Below are 15,878 nucleotides of genomic sequence, written 5' to 3'. Positions count from 1 at the left end.
ACCGGATTTGAGCCAAGGTGCCGTCAGCCGCATGGGCACTCCGGACCGGCGTGCCCGGGCGCGGTCAGACCATCCGCCCCCACTGCGGTCCGAGTCGCGCCCACTCGGTGTCCCAGGCGCGCATGCGGCGGCGTTCCAGGCGGCCGCGCAGGGCGAGGCCGCCGACGAAGGGGACGGCCGCGGCGCTCACGCCCACCAGGCAGCCGATCAGGACGCCCCGGAAGGTGGCCTCGGAGGCGGAGGTGGGGCGGCCGACGAGACGGCCGTGCGGGTCGGTCCAGACGGTGACCGGCGCGCCGGGCCTGCTGCCGGGCTCCACCCGGACCTGTCCGGTGTGGGCGGAGCCGTCGGGCACGGTCCAGCGCACCCTGGCCCAGACCCGTTCACCGGAGGAGGCATGGCTGTGCACGGGGGCCCTTCCCGGGACCCGCTCCACCACGTGGGCCACGACGGGCCGCCAGTCCGTCCGCTCCCGCGCGAGTCCGCTCTCCACCGACCCGTCCGCGATGAGGCCGGCCGCGACCCCGGCCAGGACGGTCAGCAGCCAGGCGCCGAGCACCACCCACGCCTCCACCACGTCGGCCCGGCGTTTGAGCGGGTTGCGCCGCCAGCGCCACAGCCACACCTTCGGACCACGGAACGCCTTCAAAGGCATCCTCCTCACGAGCGCACCGACCGGCCGGACCGCCCTCCCATACGCGGGAGACCGCTCCGTTGCTCACGACGAGCCGTCTCCCCGACGGTCGCACGAGCGTGCCCTCCCGCGCAGGCGCATGCCGCAACGAACCTCCGCCGATCTTCCCCGGCCGTCGGCGACACCGCTGTGACCTGCGGGAACACCCGATCCAGGGATGACTGTCAGTGGCGGGGTGCAGACTGGCCGATAACCGACGACTACCTGTCTCACGACTACCTGGACGAAGGCGTCCCGGAGGTGATCGGCATGACCGAGGTACTGCTGGCAGTGGGCACCCGCAAGGGCCTGTTCATCGGGCGGCGCAGGGGCGGCGGAGCCTGGGAGTTCGACGACAGCCCGTATTTCAACGCGCAGGCGGTCTACTCGGTCGCGATCGACACCCGCGAGGACCGGCCGCGGCTGCTGGCGGGCGGCGACAGCGCGCACTGGGGCCCGTCGGTCTTCCACTCCGACGACCTCGGCCGCACCTGGACCGAACCGCCGCAGCCGGCCGTCAAGTTCCCCAAGGACACCGGCGCCTCCCTGGAGCGCGTCTGGCAGCTGCACCCGGCCGCCGCCGAGCCCGGCGTGGTGTACGCGGGCACCGAACCGGCGGCGCTGTACCGCTCGGAGGACCGCGGGGAGAGCTTCGAGCTGGTGCGGCCGCTGTGGGAGCATCCGACGCGCTCCCAGTGGGTGCCGGGCGGCGGCGGTGAGGGACTGCACACCGTGCTCACCGACGCGCGCGACCCCAGAGCGGTGACCGTGGCCGTCTCCACGGCCGGGGTGTTCCGCTCCACCGACGGCGGCGCGAGCTGGGCCCCGTCCAACTCCGGTGTGTCCGCGGTGTTCCTGCCGGATCCGGACCCGGAGTTCGGCCAGTGCGTCCACAAGGTCGCGCGGGACGCGGCCGACCCCGACCGGCTCTACCTGCAGAACCACTGGGGGGTGTACCGCAGCGACGACGCGGGCGCGCACTGGACCGACATCGGCGCGGATCTGCCGTCCACGTTCGGCTTCGCGGTGGCCGCCCATCCGCGCCGGGGCGACACGGCGTACGTCTTCCCGATCAACGCCGACGCGGACCGGGTGCCCGCCGACCATCGCTGCCGGGTCTTCCGCACCGCGGACGCGGGCCGGACCTGGGAGCCGCTGTCCAAGGGCCTGCCGGAGGAGGATCATTACGGCACGGTGCTGCGGGACGCCCTGTGCACCGACGACGCCGATCCGGCGGGCGTGTACTTCGGCAACCGCAACGGCGAGGTGTTCGCCTCGGCCGACGACGGCGACAGCTGGCAGCAGCTGGCCGCGCATCTGCCGGACGTGCTGTGCGTGCGGGCGGCGGTGATCGGCTGAGACACGCGTGCGGGGGCGGGGGGCGTCCGGGCCGGGCTTCGGCCATCGGTTGATCACCGGGCCGGGTACGGCAGTAGGGTGACGCCCGTGGCTCCACGACCCTTGCATGAAATCGTCGAACCGGGCTGGGCGAAGGCCCTCGAACCCGTCGCGGACCGGATCGCCGGGATGGGCGACTTCCTGCGCACGGAGATCGCCGCGGGACGCACCTACCTCCCGGCCGGACCGAACGTCCTGCGGGCCTTCCAGCAACCCTTCGACGACGTACGGGTCCTGATCGTCGGTCAGGACCCGTATCCTACGCCGGGGCACGCGGTGGGTCTGTCGTTCTCGGTCGCGCCCGACGTACGCCCGCTGCCGCCAAGCCTCATCAACATCTTCCGGGAGCTGACCAGCGACCTGGGGGTGCCCCAGCCGTCCAACGGCGACCTCACGCCGTGGACCGAGCAGGGGGTGCTGCTGCTCAACAGGGCGCTGACCACGGCTCCGCGCAGTCCTGGCGCCCACCGCGGCAAGGGCTGGGAGGAGGTCACCGAGCAGGCGATCCGAGCCCTGGCGGCGCGCGGCAAGCCGCTGGTGTCCATCCTGTGGGGGCGGGACGCCCGGAATGTGCGTCCGCTGCTGGGCAGGCTGCCCGCGGTGGAGTCCGCGCACCCGTCGCCGATGTCGGCCGACCGCGGCTTCTTCGGCTCGCGTCCGTTCAGCCGCGCCAACGACCTGCTGATCCAGCAGGGTGGGCAACCGGTGGACTGGCGACTGCCGTGACCGCCCCCGGCCGCCGACGGTGGACCCGAGTGGCGTTCACCGACGGCCTGTTCCGTTACCGATCGCGGGCGACCGAGCGGCCGGCCGGCTCACCCTGCCGGGTGAACCGCCCTGCGCTCTCCGCGTTCCCGGTACCGGGCCTGCGAGGTCCCCGTAAAAGCTGATTGTTCTCCCTTGTCCCCGCTTTGTCGGGCATGTTCTCGGCACATGCCCGCAACACGTGTCCCCGTCGAGCACCTCATCAGACAAAACCGGACGGATACCGCTCACCTGCACCCTCCCCGAACGGAGTAACCCGGTAAGCCAGTAACATGCGGCGCCATGAGCACCCCCACTGGGCCCGCGTCCGGCCTGCCCGTACGAATGCCGCGACCCCGCCAGCCCGGACGGCACCGCCGACCGGAACCGCTGGTGGCTCCCGAGGGTGCGCCCGCGCTCGCCCTCGCGGTGCCCGGTGCGCCCAGCGCCGCCGCTCGCGCCCTCGCCGAGGAGGTCGTGAGCATCGCCCGCTCCGAGCTGCCCGGTCTGGACGCCCGGATCGGCTACCTGGACGGGGACGACAGCGAGTACCCCACGCTCCGGTCCGTGCTCGTGCGCGCGGCCGAGGAGCGCACGGCCCGTTATGAGCAGGCCGTCGCCGCCGGGGTCGAAGGGGTCAAGGAGCCCGACGGCCCGGTCGCCGTGGTGGTCCCGCTGCTGGCCGGTCCGGACAGCGCCCTGCTCCGGCAGATCCGCCAGTCCGTGATGGACAGCCGGGTCGCCGCCGAGCTGACCGACGTCCTCGGCCCGCACCCGCTGCTCGCCGAGGCGCTGCACGTGCGGCTGTCCGAGGCGGGTCTCGCCCGGGCCGACCGCGCGCGCCTGTTCACCGTGGCCACCGCGGCGGACGGCATCGTCCTGGCGTCCGTGGGCGGCGAGGAGGCCGTGCAGGCGGCCGGGATCACCGGCATGCTGCTCGCCGCGCGCCTGGCCGTGCCGGTGATGGCGGCGGCCCTGGACCAGGAGGGCTCGATCTCCTCCGTCGCCGAGCAGCTGCGTTCCGCGGGCTCGCAGCAGCTGGCGCTGGCGCCGTACCTGATCGGTCCGGAGATCGACCCGGCGCTGCTCGCGGCGGCCGCCGAGGAGGCGGGCTGCTCCACCGCCGAGCCGCTCGGCGCGTACCCGGCGATCGGCAAGCTCGCCCTCGCCAAGTACACGACGGCGCTGGGCATCGCCCCGCAGCAGGCACAGGGCGCGCCGGTGCGCTGACCCGTGCCTGTACCACCGGCACCCCGTACGACCCAGGGCCCGCTCCCCACCCGGAGCGGGCCCTTCGCCCTGCCCGGTGGCTTGACCGTGTTCTGTCCGCTGCCGGGGAGGAGACGGCCGTCCTGGAGCGCGGCCGCTCAGCCGAAGACGACGCAGGAGGCCGCGGTGACGGGCACCGAGCCTTCGTAGCGGGGCAGCCCCGTGGCCCGGTCCACGGCGAACCAGGTCACGTCCCCGGAGCGCTCGTTGGCCGCGTAGAGGAAGCCGTCGTGTTCGGCGAGCGCGCGCGGCCAGTGCCCGCCGCAGGTCACGGTGCCGATCAGCCGGAGGATCTCGCCCTCGACGGCGAGGACCGACAGGACGTCCTCGCCGCGGGTCGCGGTCCACACGAAGCGGCCGTCGGGGGAGACCACGATCCCGGACGGATAGGCGTCGCCGGCGGGTGCCGCGGGCAGCACGGGGACCTCGGCCAGCGGCCGCAGGGCGCCGTCCTCGGCGTCCCAGCGGCACACGGTGACCGTGGGGGTGAGTTCGTTGACGACGTAGGCCAGCGTGCCGCCCGGGTGGAAGGCCAGATGGCGGGGCCCGGAGCCGGGGCGCACGGCGACCTCGCGGTGCACGCTGGGAGCGCCGTCCGCGAGGGTGCAGACGCGTACCGAGTCCGTTCCGAGGTCGACGCTGACGGCCCACCGGCCGCTCGGATCGGGCTGCACCTGGTGGGCGTGCGGGCCGCGCTGGCGCCGGTCGTGCGGGCCGGATCCGGTGTGCTGGAGCCGGCCGGACGGCTTGGCGGCGAGCGAGCCGTCCGGGCGCACCGGTACGGCGGTGACGCTGCCGCAGCCGTAGTTGGCGGTCAGCACATGGCCGGCGTACAGGCCGAGGTGGGTGGGTCCGCTGCCGTCGACCTGCACGGGCGGCCCGGCGAGTTCCGGCCGGTCGCCGTCGACCCGGTAGGCGGCGACGGCGCCCTCGGCCGTCTCGCTGACCGCGTAGAGCGTCCGTCCGTCCGGCGACAGGACCAGGTAGGACGGGTCGGGCAGGTCGTTCACCGCGGTGCCCAGGAGGAGCGCGCCGCCCCCCGGGGCGATCTCCGCGGTGACCAGGCCGGGGCCGCCCGCCGCCGTGAACGAGCCGATGAACGCCCGGCGTCCGCCGGGCCTGCCGTGCTGTGCCACCGCTGTCCCCTCTCGGTCGAGCCCGTCCGGGGCCGACGGTAGCAGCCGAGCACGGCCGGTCTAGACCAAGAGGGCCGGGCGTGGCCGGAGTTCTTTGCCGTCGGGCCCTTGCGCCGCCCGGCGTCACACCAAGAACCCGCCCATGACCTCGAGCGATCCCGCTCAGGCGCCCACCAGAGGTGAGCCCGTGGGGGCCCGCAGGGGCTCGGCCAGGTCGGCGAGGGCACGTTCGAGGCCGTGCAGGTGGGCCAGGGCGGGCTCGGCCGGCGATTCGGCGGGGCCGCCGAGGGCGTCCGGGCGCCCCTCGGTCAGCGCCTCGACGGCGGCCTCGACGCGCCAGCAGGCCGCCGCCAGCCGGGCGTCGTGGGAGGCCACGGGGTCGGCGGCGACCGCCACCAGGCCGCGGACCTCGCGGGCGCAGTCGTCGAGGAGGGCGAGGACCCGGCGGGCGCGCCGCTTGCGGGCCGGCATCGGGTTCAGCGGGTGCACCAGCGGGGCCACGGCGAGCCGGACCCGGCCGAGCAGCTGCTCCAGTTCGGCGACGCGGGGCGCCGGGTCGGCCGTGGCCGAGCCCGCGAGCCGGGCGGCGGCCTCGGCCGTGCAGGCGTGGACGCAGCGCAGGGCGCGCCCGATCCAGGCGTCCGTGACGGCGTGCGTGGTGACCGGCAGCACCAACAGCACGGCGAGCGCGGCGCCGAGCGCGCCCACGCCGGTCTCGGCCAGCCGCAGCCCGAGCAGGCCGGGGCTCAGGACGCCGAACAGGCCGTAGAGCAGTTCGGCGAGCAGGGTCACGCAGAGCATCATCCAGGTGTAGGAGACGGCGGCCGTGTAGAAGATGCCGAAGACGGCGACGGCGATCAGGACGGCCGTCGGGAGCGGGGCGCCGCCCATGGGGACGGCGACGAGGAAGCCCAGGCCGATGCCGATCACGGTGCCGAGGACCCGGCGGAAGCCGCGCACCAGCGTCTCGCCGCGCGAGGCGGTGTTGACGAAGATCCACCAGGTGGCGCCCACGGCCCAGTACCAGCGCTGTCCGGACACCAGCTGGCCCACGACCAGCGCGAAGCCCGCGCCGGCGGTCGCCTGGACGGCCTGCCGCGTGGTCACCCGGGCCAGACCGCGCCCGGCCGGCGGGGCCGGTACGACGGCCGGGGGCAGCCGGCGCTCGTAGCACCACACGCCGAAGCGCACCGCGGCGGCGCTGAGTACGGACAGCAGGACGGCGGCGTACAGCTCGGGCAGCTGTGCCGGGGTGGCGTGCACGAACTGGGCCACGAAGAAGGTCATGAAGGCGAACACGCCCAGGCTGTGCCCGCGCGGACCCCAGCGGCGCGCGTACACCCCGGCGCCGACGACGGCCAGGAAGACGAAGTCACGCGCGACGGGCAGGGCGTGCAGCTCGGCCGCGGCGGCGAGCACGGGCACGCCCACGACGGGCAGCAGCGCCGTGGTGACGGCCTGCCCGCGCACGGTCGCGTCGGTGACGGTGAACAGGGCGAGCAGCGCGGCGAGGCCACCGGTCACCGCGCCGACGAGGGAGTGCCCGGCGAGGTAGCAGACGGCGACCGCCAGGCCGATGCCGAGGACGGCCCGCGCGGCGAAGCGCAGCCGCGCCCGCCTCGGGTCCGGAGCCACGAACATCCTCTTCAGCACTGATGCCCTCCCCTGGAAACGACGTGGTACATCGCACACAAAAGGCGCCGCGGGGTTCCGCAGCGCCATCGACGTGTCCATGAGAGCATCCCCGGGGTCACTGGCTCAAGTGAGACCGGAATCGCTGGTCCATTGGCCCAGCCGTATGGGTCACCGCCAAGGTCACCGGAAGGCCAACGGACCAGGTCGGACGGCACACGTGCCGGTGCGTGCGCTGAGCCATTGGTACAGTCGTCCATCATGGCCGTGGACGAACTCGACACCCGCATCCTGCGGCTGCTCCTGGAACAGCCGCGCACCAGCGTGCGCGAGTACGCCCGCATCCTGGGCGTCGCCCGCGGCACGCTCCAGGCCCGGCTCGACCGCATGGAACGGGACGGCGTCATCACCGGCACCGGTCCCTCCCTCTCCCCCGCCGCGCTCGGCCATCCGGTGCTGGCGTTCGTGCACATCGAGGTCACCCAGGGCCATCTGGACGACGTCGGGGACGCGCTGGCCGCCGTACCGGAGATCGTGGAGGCGTTCTCCATCACGGGCGGCGGGGACCTGCTCGCCCGGGTGGTGGGCCGGGACAACGCCCATCTGGAGGACGTCATCCAGAAGCTGATCAGCCTGCCGGGCGTGGTGCGCACCCGCACGGAGGTGGCGCTGCGCGAGCGCGTCCCGCACCGCCTGCTGCCCCTGGTGGAGTCCATCGGCCGCGCGGCCCGCGCCTGACCGTGGGCATGCTGGACCGCATGAGCGACCTCGGCACCCTCTCGGTCATCTTCGATCTCGACGGAACGCTGGTGGACAGCGAACCGAACTACTACGAGGCGAGCCGGCAGACCCTGGCCGGGCACGGCGTCCCGGACTTCACCTGGGCGGACAACGAGGCCTACGTCGGCATCGGCAACCAGGACGCGACACGGCTCTGGAAGGAACGCTACGGCCTGGCCGTACCCGCCGAGGACCTGCTCGCCGAGCTGAACCTGTGCTATCTGGACCTGGCCCGCGCCCGCACACCGGTCTACCCGGAGATGCGCAAGCTCGTGGAACTCCTGGCGGCCGACGGTGTGCCCATGGCGGTCGCGTCGGGGTCCTCGCCGGAGGCGATCGAGGCGATCCTCGAGGGAACGGGCCTCGGCGCGTATCTGCGTACGGCGGTGTCCGCGGAGGAGGTGCCGCACGGCAAGCCCGCGCCCGACGTGCTCCTGGAGGCGGCCCGGCGGCTCGGCGCGGACCCCGCCGACTGCGTGGTGCTGGAGGACGGGGCACCGGGCGCGGTCGCCGCCCACGCGGCCGGCATGCGCTGCATCGCGATCCCGTACGTGGCCGCCCAGGCCGACGCCCCTGGGTTCGCCACGGCGACCCTGCTGCTGCGCGGCGGCCAGACGGAGTTCACGGCCCAGTCGGCGTACGCCTGGCTCCGGGCCACGGCGCGGTCCCGCTGACCGCACGTACAGGCCTTCGGCCTCAGATCGCCGTTCACGCCAGGGACGCTCCTGCGGTGCGCCGGGCGCGGTGGCTGCCTAGCGTGATCCCATGACCACAGACCGGGCCGGACCGGCCCCGCACGACCGGCGGTGGCAGGCGCTCGCCGTCTGTCTGACCGCGGCCTTCATGACCTTGCTGGACACGTCGATCGTGAACGTGGCGCTGCCCTCGGTGGAGCGCGGACTGGGCGCCAGCACGGCCGAGCTGTCGTGGGTGATGTCCGGATACGCCCTCACCCTCGGTCTGGCCCTGGTCCCGGCCGGGCGGCTGGGCGACATGCGCGGGCGGCGCCGGACCTTCCTGACCGGGCTCGCGCTGTTCACGCTCGCCTCGGCGGCCTGCGGGCTGTCCACCGGCGCGGCCTGGCTGGTGCTGTTCCGGCTGGTCCAGGGGGCGTCGGCGGGACTGATCGCGCCGCAGACGTCGGCGCTGATCCAGCAGATGTTCCAGGGCCCGGAGCGGGCCCGCGCGTTCGGGCTGATGGGCAGCACCATCGGCATCTCCACGGCGGTCGGCCCGCTGGTGGGCGGCCTGCTGATCCAGGCGGCCGGCGGCCCGGAAGCCTGGCGCTGGGTGTTCTACGTCAACCTGCCCCTCGGGGTCGCCGTGTTCTGCGCGGGACTGCGGCTGCTGCCCCGCTCCCCCGGCTCGCCGGGCAGGCGCGAGTGCTTCGACGTGCCGGGCGTCCTGCTCCTCGGCTCGGGCGTACTCGCCCTGCTGCTGCCGCTGGTGCAGGACCAGCAGTGGCACGGCCGGCTCAAGTGGGCCCTGCTCCCGGCCGGCGCCGGGCTACTGGCCGCGTTCTGGGCGTGGGAGCGGCGCCAGGTGCGCCACGAGCGGGCTCCCCTGGTCGATCTGCGGCTCTTCCAGCTGCGCTCCTTCTCGCTGGGCGCGCTGCTGAGCCTGGTGTACTTCGGCGGCTTCACCACGCTGTTCTTCGTCTACACGCTGTTCCTGCAGAACGGCCTGGGCTACGGCGCGCTCGCTGCGGGCCTGTCGTCCATGCCGTTCGCGGCGGGCTCGGCGCTCGGTGCGGCGGCCGGCGGCCGGCTGGTGGTGCGCTTCGGGCGCAGGCTGGTCATCGCGGGGCTGTGCACGGTGGCGGCCGGGATGCTCGGCGCCGTCGCGGCCGTGCACTGGGTACCGGGACGGGGCGTGGCCTGGGCGGCCGCGCTGCCCCTGCTCGTCGCCGGGATCGGCTCGGGACTGACCATCTCCCCCAACACCACGCTCACCCTGTCCCTCGTGCCCGTCCGGCGCGGCGGCGCCGCCGGCGGGGTGCTCCAGACCGCCCAGCGCATCGGGTCCGCGGCCGGCGTCGCCGTGGTGGGCTCGGTGTACTTCGCCCACCTCGCCCACCACGGCGCCCCCGCCACGGCGCTCCAGTACGGCCTGCTCACGTCCGTCGCCATCATCCTGCTGGCCCTGTCCCTGGCCTACGCCGACCTGCGGGAACGCCGGGTCCGCCCACAGCTGGAGCCGGCGCGGGAGAGCGTGTAGGGGCTGGCTTACGGCCTTAAGGGTTCTCGGGCCTCAGGATCTCCGTCGCGGCTTGCCCCGCTTGGGGGCCTGCTTGGACCCCGCGGTGCGCGTGCCGCCACCCGTCGCGCGGGCGCGTGGCGTGCGGCCCGCGCTCTTCGGCGCCGACTTCTGCCGGGTGCCCTTCGATTCGGAACTCTTCGGTTCGGAACGCTTCTGCTTCTGCTCGGCCGGAGGCTGAGCACGGCCCCGGGTGCTGTTCACGGTGCGGCCGCGGACGATGCCGATGAAGTCCTCCACCAGGTCGGTGGTGGCCTCCTCCGGCCAGGACAGGGCGATGCTGGACTGGGGGGCGTCCGTGACCGGACGGTAGGTGAGGTCCTTGCGGTGGTAGAGGCGGGCCAGGGACTGCGGGACGACCAGCAGGCCGACGTTCGCGGCCACCAGCTCGATCGCGTCCGGTGTCGTCGCGGGGCGTTCGAAGGCGGGCTCGCCGGGCGGGCTGTCCCAGTCGAAGACGTCGTCCAGGGGATGGAAGAGCACCTCGTCGGCGAGGTCGGCCATGGTCACCTCGTCCGCGGCCGTGATCAGGTGGTCCTTGGGGACGACGACCACCGTGGTCTCGGTGTACAGGGGGATCGCGCTGAAGAACGTACGGTCCACGGGGAGCCGTACGAGGCCCGCGTCGGCCTCGCCCGCGCGCAGCACGTCCGGCGCGTCCGCGGCGGGAACCTGGACGAGAGTGAGCGGGATGTCCGGCAGGCGCTCGTTCCAGATCCTGACCCATTTGGCGGGCGTCACTCCGGGTACGTACGCGAGCCGGAACGACGGTGATTCCTCCGAGCCTGTCACCAGGCCAGGTTACCGGCCGTGGTCGGCCGCCCCGCACACGGCCGATACCCTTGGCCTCATGAGTTCGCAGCAGAGCACCCAGACGATGAAGCCCGCGACCGCGGCGAAGAAGCTGGGTGTGTACCTCCCCGCCACCCCCGCCTCGTTCCAGGAGGGCGTCGTCACGCGCGCCGAGCTGAACGAGCTGCAGGCGAACCCGCCGGAGTGGCTGAGCGAGCTGCGGCGCAACGGCCCCCACCCGCGTCCGGTGGTCGCAGCGAAGCTCGGCGTGTCGATCGCCGGCCTCGCCCGGGGCGGCGTGACGGAGCCGCTGACCACCGAGCAGATCGAGGCGCTCAAGCAGGAGCGGCCCGAGTGGCTGGAGAGGGAGCGCGCCACCCAGGCCGAGGTCCGCAAGGAGGCCGCGCGGATCAGGCAGCTGAACAAGGAGAAGCAGGAGCGCGCCGCCCGCCGCGACTGACCTTCCTCGCCTTCCGGGAATGGCCTTCCGGGAATCGCCTCCCGAGAACCGTTTTTCCACAACGCCCTCCGGCTACCCGGAGGGCGTTGTCGGTGGCCTGCCCGGCACCGGGCGGGCCGCCGCTCCCCCGCGTCGGCGGCCCGCCGGACTCCCGTCCGCCGCAGGCCGGTGCCGTCGGGTTGCAGTGTGCACCGGCCGGGGGCCGGGAGAGTATGCGTACAAGTACGTACGCGGATGGAGAAGAAGGGCCGCCGCGAGAGACCGGAGAGGAACAGGTGGCGCTGGAGAGGGCCTACGAACGGATGACGGCGGTCGCGGTGGCGGCGCTGCACGAGCGGGAGCCCGCGCGTCTGTGGCCGATGCTCGCCGGCGCCCTGGCGGACCTGTGCGGCGGCGAGGCGGTCCTCCACAAACTCGACGACTGGAGCGAGGACACGGGCACGATCGGTGCGGCGCCCGACGCCGTCGCCGCCGAGCTGGAGCGGCTCGGGGAAGCGGACCTGGCCCTGCTGCGCGGGGGCTACCCGTTGGCCCAGCACTACGCGAGCGGAACCGACCGCACGCCGGTCACCGCGCGGCGGGCGGCGGGGCGCGGCTGGCCCGACAGCGCGACGGCCCGCCTGCTCGACGCGGCGCTCGGCGTCGACCATGTGCTGGGCGTGCCGCTCCCCGAGAGCACCACGCCGATCACCGGCTGCCTGGTCTACCGCACCGGCACGGACTTCACCGACGACCATCTCGCGATGGCGGAGCGGGCGCAGCCGCTGCTGGCCGCCGTCGAGCGGCAGCGGCAACTGCTTCAGGAGTGGCGGCGCCGGCTCGGCGGGGGCACTGCGCCGGACGAGCGGGCGGCGGACTGCGCGCTGACGCCCCGCGAGACGACCGTCCTGCTGCTGCTCGGCGAGGCGCTCACCGCCGACGCGATCGGCCGCCGCCTCGGCATCTCCGTCCGCACCGTGCACAAGCACGTCGAGAACATCTACCGCAAGCTAGGCACCCGCGACCGTCTGGGCACCGTACTGAGGGCCCAGCAGCTCGGTCTGGTGCCGTCTTCCGGGTCGGCCTGAGCCCGGCCTGGCCGACCCCCGCACGGCGAGAGACCCAACGCGGCCTGCACCAAGCTCCCTTCGCCGACAGTGAGTCGCCGAACAGCGGCGTCACGCGCGCCCTTGGACGGACGCTGATGACACAAGGCCGTCTGCGCCGCACCGGCCCGTCGGCGTCGGCCCCGACCGCACCGGCGCGACCCCGATCAGCCCAGGAAGCTCAGCCGTACCTTGCGGTCGGTGTTGTCCTTGTTGGTGTCGACCAGGCAGACCGACTGCCAGGTGCCCAGCTCCAGGCGGCCGCCGATCACCGGGAGGGTCGCGTGGGGCGGGACGATGGCCGGGAGGACGTGGTCGCGGCCGTGGCCGGGGCTGCCGTGGCGGTGCTGCCAGCGGTCGTCGGCGGGCAGCAGGGTGTGCAGGGCGGCGAGGAGGTCGTCGTCGCTGCCGGCGCCCGTCTCGATGAGGGCGATTCCGGCGGTGGCGTGCGGGACGAAGATGCTGAGCAGACCGTCACGGCCCGCCGCCGCCTCACGCAGGAACTCCTCGCAGTCGGCGGTGAGATCCACCACGCGTTCCCGGGAACCGGTGGTGACGTGCAGCAATCGAGTGGTGAAGGCTTCTGGCATGCCCCCATCCTGACCCATACGCCGGGTTTCACACCCTGCGGCGCGGGCGGTTCGACGAGACGGCCGGTCCACAAGGCGAGACGCCGTTGACCCTGGCCCGACCATCTGGCTACTTTCTGCCGCATGTTGCGTTCAGCCCTGCTCACCACGCGCGGTCACATCGACCTGCTGCGGGTGGCCTCCGCCGCGTGTCGCAGCGGCCGCTGACGCCTTTCTCCGCTTCTCTTCGGGCTCCGCTGCCCCACCCCTGACCCCCTGACCCGGCCTTCTTTCCGAGGCGGGCATGACGCGTCTCGGGCCGGCGGGCGAGCCGGATCCCGCTTCCCCGTTCCCGTTCTCCCGTCCGTGGAGCACCCATGAGCATCAGCCATGCCCCTCCCAGCTCTCCGGAGCCGGATATTTCCGGTATATCCAAGCCTGACGGCACTGGATCAGAGCGATCCGACGGCGCCTCCGCCGGCCCGAAGGCCCTCGACACCCAGTCCCTCGATCTCCAGCCCGTCGTCCCCGCCTCCACCCGGCGCCTGCGCGTCCCCCGCTGGCTGCGCCGTACCGCGGGCCCGGTCCTGCTCCTCGCCCTGTGGCAACTCCTCAGCGCCACCGGCGTCCTGACCGCCGACGTGCTCGCCTCGCCGGGCAGGATCGCTCAGGTCGGCTGGGATCTGGTCAGCGACGGTTCGCTGCCGTCGGCGATGGGGACCTCGCTGCGGCGCGTGGCGTTCGGGCTGCTGTTCGGCACCGTGACCGGCACCGGACTCGCCCTGGTCTCGGGGCTGTTCCGGATCGGCGAGGACCTGGTGGACGCGCCGGTGCAGATGCTGCGGACGGTGCCGTTCGTCGGTCTCATCCCGCTGTTCATCATCTGGTTCGGCATCGGCGAGGCCCCGAAGATCGCCATCATCACGCTCGGTGTGACCTTCCCGCTCTATCTCAACGTGTACGCCGGGATCCGCGGGGTCGACGCCCAACTCATCGAGGCCGGTGAGTCGTTGGGGCTCTCCCGGTGGGGTCTGATACGGCACGTCGTGCTGCCGGGCGCGCTGCCCGGCGCGCTCACCGGACTGCGTTACTCGCTCGGCATCGCCTGGCTCGCGCTGGTCTTCGCCGAGCAGGTCAACGCCGACGCCGGAATCGGCTTCCTGATGGTGCAGGCCCGGGACTTCCTGCGCACCGACGTGATCGTCGTCTGCCTGATCGTCTACGCCTTCCTCGGCCTGCTCGCCGACTTCATCGTCCGCTCCCTCGAAAGGCTGCTGCTGCAATGGCGACCGACGTTCACCGGCCGGTGACCGAACACGCCGTCCACGTCGAGGGACTGACCCGCGCCTTCGACGGCCGTACCGTCATCGACGACCTCCGACTGGACATCGCCCCGGGCGAGTTCGTCGCCCTGCTCGGCCGCAGCGGCTGCGGCAAGTCGACGCTGCTGCGCATCCTGGCCGGCCTCGACCGCGACATCCAGGGCACCGCGCTGGTCCCGCGCCGCAGGGCCGTCGCCTTCCAGGCGCCCCGGCTCATGCCCTGGAAGAAGGTGTGGCGCAACGTGCTGCTCGGCCTGCCCGGCAAGCCGGAACGCGCCCTCGCCGAACGGGCGTTGGACGAGGTCGGCCTCGGCCACCGCAGGGACGCCTGGCCGAAGACCCTCTCCGGCGGTGAGGCGCAGCGCGCCTCCCTCGCCCGCGCCCTGGTGCGCGAGCCCGATCTGCTGCTGCTCGACGAGCCGTTCGGCGCCCTCGACGCGCTCACCCGGATCAAGGCGCAGCGACTGGTCGGGGAGTTGTGGCAGCGCCGTGGCTGCGCGGTGCTGCTGGTCACGCACGACGTCGAGGAGGCCGTGCTGCTCGCCGACCGGGTCCTGGTGATGGACGGCGGCCGTATCGCCCACGAACAGCGCATCGACCTCGACCGGCCGCGTGAGATCACCGACCCCCGCTTCGCCGAGCTCCGCGCCGGCCTGCTCGAACGGCTCGGCGTCAGCACCGCCGCCGAAGCCGCCTGACCCCCCTGGCCCCCCGCACATGAACGGAACCGCCATGCGACGACGACTCGTCCCCGCCGCCCTGCTCCTCCCCCTCGCCCTCCTGCTCACCGCCTGCGGCGGGAACTCGGCCGCCGACACCAGCACGGGCACCGGCACGGGCACCGACGGCAAGGGGTCGGTCACACTCAACGTCGGTGACCAGAAGGGCGGTTCGGAGGCCATCCTGCGTGCCGCCGGTGAGCTGAAGAATCTGAACTACAAGATCAAGTGGTCGACGTTCACCTCCGGGCCGCCCCTGCTGGAGGCCGTCAACGCGGGCGCCGTCGACATCGGCGGCGTCGGCAACACCCCGCCCGTCTTCGCGGCCGGGGCCGGCTCGAAGATCTCCGTGGTGGCGGCCTGGCACGGCACCTCCAGGGGCGACACGATCCTCGTGCCGAAGGGCTCCAAGCTGACCAGGACGGAGCAGCTGAAGGGCAAATCCGTCGCCGTGGCCCAGGGTTCGTCGGCGCACTACCAGCTGGTCGCGTCCCTGAAGGCGGCCGGGCTGACCCTGTCGGACGTCCACGTCAAGTACCTCCAGCCGGCCGACGCGCTCGCCGCGTTCACCTCCGGCAAGGTCGACGCCTGGGCGGTGTGGGACCCGTACACCTCGCAGATCCTCCAGGCGAAGCAGGGGCGCGTCCTGACCACCGGTGAGGGTGTCACCAACGGGCTCACCTTCCAGGTGGCCGCGCCGGCCGCCCTCAAGGACCCCAAGAAGGCCGCCGCCGTCAAGGACTACCTCGACCGGTTGCGGCGGGCGACGGCCTGGGCCGACGACCATCAGCAGGCGTGGGCCAAGGTGTGGGCGAAGGACACCGGGCTGCCCTACGACGTGGCACTCGCCTCCGTGCGGCGCACCAACTCCACCCGCGTCGCCGTCGCCGTCGACAAGCCGCTCGTCTCCTCCGAGCAGCAGATCGTCGACGCCTTCGCCGGGTTGAAGCTGATCCCGAAGAAGGTGGACTTCGGCGACTTCGTGGACACGCGGTACAACGGCGGGCTGCCGCCGTCGACGACCCCGGCCAAGGGCTGAGAAC

The 15,878-nt window shown here is 73.4% G+C and carries 17 protein-coding genes; 12 read left to right on the top strand and 5 right to left on the bottom strand.

The genetic code is table 11. The features are described 5' to 3' along the window. Positions 1 to 64: 64 nt before the first annotated feature. Entirely contained in the window at positions 65 to 655 is a 591-nt protein-coding gene (locus tag AB0950_RS10265) for a hypothetical protein (RefSeq protein WP_360574978.1), read from the bottom strand. Between the two features lie 288 nt (positions 656 to 943). On the opposite strand from AB0950_RS10265, the gene AB0950_RS10260 reads away from it, so the two are divergent. From AB0950_RS10260 to AB0950_RS10250, 3 genes are all read left to right on the top strand, one after another. Next, positions 944 to 2,032: a sialidase family protein gene (locus AB0950_RS10260; RefSeq protein WP_360146464.1), complete on the top strand. Its 1,089-nt coding sequence runs from the start codon at positions 944 to 946 to the stop codon at positions 2,030 to 2,032. An 87-nt stretch (positions 2,033 to 2,119) separates the two neighbouring features. After that, positions 2,120 to 2,797, top strand: coding sequence for a uracil-DNA glycosylase (locus tag AB0950_RS10255; protein ID WP_360146467.1), 678 nt, complete (start codon positions 2,120 to 2,122; stop codon positions 2,795 to 2,797). Positions 2,798 to 3,118: 321 nt separating this feature from the next. Further along, positions 3,119 to 4,045, top strand: coding sequence for a hypothetical protein (locus AB0950_RS10250; protein ID WP_360146470.1), 927 nt, complete (start codon positions 3,119 to 3,121; stop codon positions 4,043 to 4,045). A gap of 137 nt (positions 4,046 to 4,182) precedes the next feature. On the opposite strand, the gene AB0950_RS10245 is transcribed toward AB0950_RS10250, so the two are convergent. Continuing rightward, positions 4,183 to 5,220, bottom strand: a complete 1,038-nt coding sequence (locus AB0950_RS10245) for a lactonase family protein (RefSeq protein ID WP_360146473.1) — start codon at positions 5,218 to 5,220, stop codon at positions 4,183 to 4,185. A gap of 162 nt (positions 5,221 to 5,382) precedes the next feature. Next, a complete protein-coding gene (locus AB0950_RS10240; RefSeq protein WP_366778281.1) occupies positions 5,383 to 6,873 on the bottom strand; it encodes an FUSC family protein in 1,491 nt (496 codons plus the stop codon). A gap of 240 nt (positions 6,874 to 7,113) precedes the next feature. On the opposite strand from AB0950_RS10240, the gene AB0950_RS10235 reads away from it, so the two are divergent. The 3 genes from AB0950_RS10235 (at position 7,114) to AB0950_RS10225 (ending at position 9,849) form a co-directional block, all read left to right on the top strand. After that, on the top strand, positions 7,114 to 7,590 hold the full coding sequence (locus tag AB0950_RS10235; RefSeq protein ID WP_360146479.1) for an Lrp/AsnC family transcriptional regulator: 477 nt from the start codon (positions 7,114 to 7,116) through the stop codon (positions 7,588 to 7,590). Between the two features lie 20 nt (positions 7,591 to 7,610). Then, complete coding sequence (locus tag AB0950_RS10230) at positions 7,611 to 8,306, top strand: HAD family phosphatase (RefSeq protein WP_360146482.1); 696 nt, start codon at positions 7,611 to 7,613, stop codon at positions 8,304 to 8,306. Between the two features lie 91 nt (positions 8,307 to 8,397). Continuing rightward, entirely contained in the window at positions 8,398 to 9,849 is a 1,452-nt protein-coding gene (locus AB0950_RS10225; RefSeq protein ID WP_360146485.1) for an MFS transporter, read from the top strand. 33 nt (positions 9,850 to 9,882) lie between these two features. Here the strand turns inward: AB0950_RS10225 and AB0950_RS10220 are convergent, their stop codons facing one another. After that, positions 9,883 to 10,680: a LysR family substrate-binding domain-containing protein gene (locus AB0950_RS10220; RefSeq protein WP_360146488.1), complete on the bottom strand. Its 798-nt coding sequence runs from the start codon at positions 10,678 to 10,680 to the stop codon at positions 9,883 to 9,885. Positions 10,681 to 10,738: 58 nt separating this feature from the next. On the opposite strand from AB0950_RS10220, the gene AB0950_RS10215 reads away from it, so the two are divergent. Both AB0950_RS10215 and AB0950_RS10210 read left to right on the top strand, forming a co-directional pair. Next, complete coding sequence (locus AB0950_RS10215) at positions 10,739 to 11,140, top strand: DUF5997 family protein (protein ID WP_360574982.1); 402 nt, start codon at positions 10,739 to 10,741, stop codon at positions 11,138 to 11,140. A 275-nt stretch (positions 11,141 to 11,415) separates the two neighbouring features. Next, positions 11,416 to 12,207, top strand: coding sequence for a LuxR C-terminal-related transcriptional regulator (locus AB0950_RS10210; protein WP_360574983.1), 792 nt, complete (start codon positions 11,416 to 11,418; stop codon positions 12,205 to 12,207). Positions 12,208 to 12,392: 185 nt separating this feature from the next. Here the strand turns inward: AB0950_RS10210 and AB0950_RS10205 are convergent, their stop codons facing one another. After that, the gene (locus tag AB0950_RS10205) at positions 12,393 to 12,815 is read right to left on the bottom strand and encodes a secondary thiamine-phosphate synthase enzyme YjbQ (protein WP_360146497.1); all 423 of its coding nucleotides are present in this window, start codon (positions 12,813 to 12,815) and stop codon (positions 12,393 to 12,395) included. 123 nt (positions 12,816 to 12,938) lie between these two features. On the opposite strand from AB0950_RS10205, the gene AB0950_RS10200 reads away from it, so the two are divergent. The 4 genes from AB0950_RS10200 (at position 12,939) to AB0950_RS10185 (ending at position 15,874) form a co-directional block, all read left to right on the top strand. Beyond that, positions 12,939 to 13,022, top strand: coding sequence for a putative leader peptide (locus tag AB0950_RS10200; RefSeq protein WP_360147178.1), 84 nt, complete (start codon positions 12,939 to 12,941; stop codon positions 13,020 to 13,022). Between the two features lie 149 nt (positions 13,023 to 13,171). Then, positions 13,172 to 14,104: an ABC transporter permease gene (locus AB0950_RS10195; RefSeq protein WP_366778280.1), complete on the top strand. Its 933-nt coding sequence runs from the start codon at positions 13,172 to 13,174 to the stop codon at positions 14,102 to 14,104. After that, positions 14,077 to 14,814 (top strand): ABC transporter ATP-binding protein, encoded by a 738-nt coding sequence (locus tag AB0950_RS10190; RefSeq protein WP_360146503.1) that lies wholly within the window; start codon positions 14,077 to 14,079, stop codon positions 14,812 to 14,814. The genes AB0950_RS10195 and AB0950_RS10190 overlap by 28 nt, the downstream gene beginning before the upstream one ends. Positions 14,815 to 14,848: 34 nt before the next feature. Next, positions 14,849 to 15,874 carry an ABC transporter substrate-binding protein gene (locus tag AB0950_RS10185; protein ID WP_360574985.1) on the top strand — a complete coding sequence of 342 codons (1,026 nt, stop codon included), beginning with the start codon at positions 14,849 to 14,851 and terminating at the stop codon, positions 15,872 to 15,874. The last annotated feature ends 4 nt before the right edge of the window (positions 15,875 to 15,878 follow it).

Source organism: Streptomyces sp. NPDC007189, assembly GCF_040703635.1.
Taxonomy (GTDB): Bacteria; Actinomycetota; Actinomycetes; order Streptomycetales; family Streptomycetaceae; genus Streptomyces.
Note: the sequence above shows the minus strand (reverse complement) of the source record. Positions and strands in the feature narration are given on the sequence as shown.

Coding starts and splice junctions, on each gene's coding strand:
- AB0950_RS10205 (WP_360146497.1), bottom strand. CDS start 12,815: ATGCCAGAAGCCTTCACCACTCGATTGCTGCACGTCACCACCGGTTCC.
- AB0950_RS10200 (WP_360147178.1), top strand. CDS start 12,939: ATGTTGCGTTCAGCCCTGCTCACCACGCGCGGTCACATCGACCTGCTG.
- AB0950_RS10260 (WP_360146464.1), top strand. CDS start 944: ATGACCGAGGTACTGCTGGCAGTGGGCACCCGCAAGGGCCTGTTCATC.
- AB0950_RS10185 (WP_360574985.1), top strand. CDS start 14,849: ATGCGACGACGACTCGTCCCCGCCGCCCTGCTCCTCCCCCTCGCCCTC.
- AB0950_RS10250 (WP_360146470.1), top strand. CDS start 3,119: ATGAGCACCCCCACTGGGCCCGCGTCCGGCCTGCCCGTACGAATGCCG.
- AB0950_RS10195 (WP_366778280.1), top strand. CDS start 13,172: ATGAGCATCAGCCATGCCCCTCCCAGCTCTCCGGAGCCGGATATTTCC.
- AB0950_RS10235 (WP_360146479.1), top strand. CDS start 7,114: ATGGCCGTGGACGAACTCGACACCCGCATCCTGCGGCTGCTCCTGGAA.
- AB0950_RS10265 (WP_360574978.1), bottom strand. CDS start 655: ATGCCTTTGAAGGCGTTCCGTGGTCCGAAGGTGTGGCTGTGGCGCTGG.
- AB0950_RS10215 (WP_360574982.1), top strand. CDS start 10,739: ATGAGTTCGCAGCAGAGCACCCAGACGATGAAGCCCGCGACCGCGGCG.
- AB0950_RS10190 (WP_360146503.1), top strand. CDS start 14,077: ATGGCGACCGACGTTCACCGGCCGGTGACCGAACACGCCGTCCACGTC.
- AB0950_RS10225 (WP_360146485.1), top strand. CDS start 8,398: ATGACCACAGACCGGGCCGGACCGGCCCCGCACGACCGGCGGTGGCAG.
- AB0950_RS10230 (WP_360146482.1), top strand. CDS start 7,611: ATGAGCGACCTCGGCACCCTCTCGGTCATCTTCGATCTCGACGGAACG.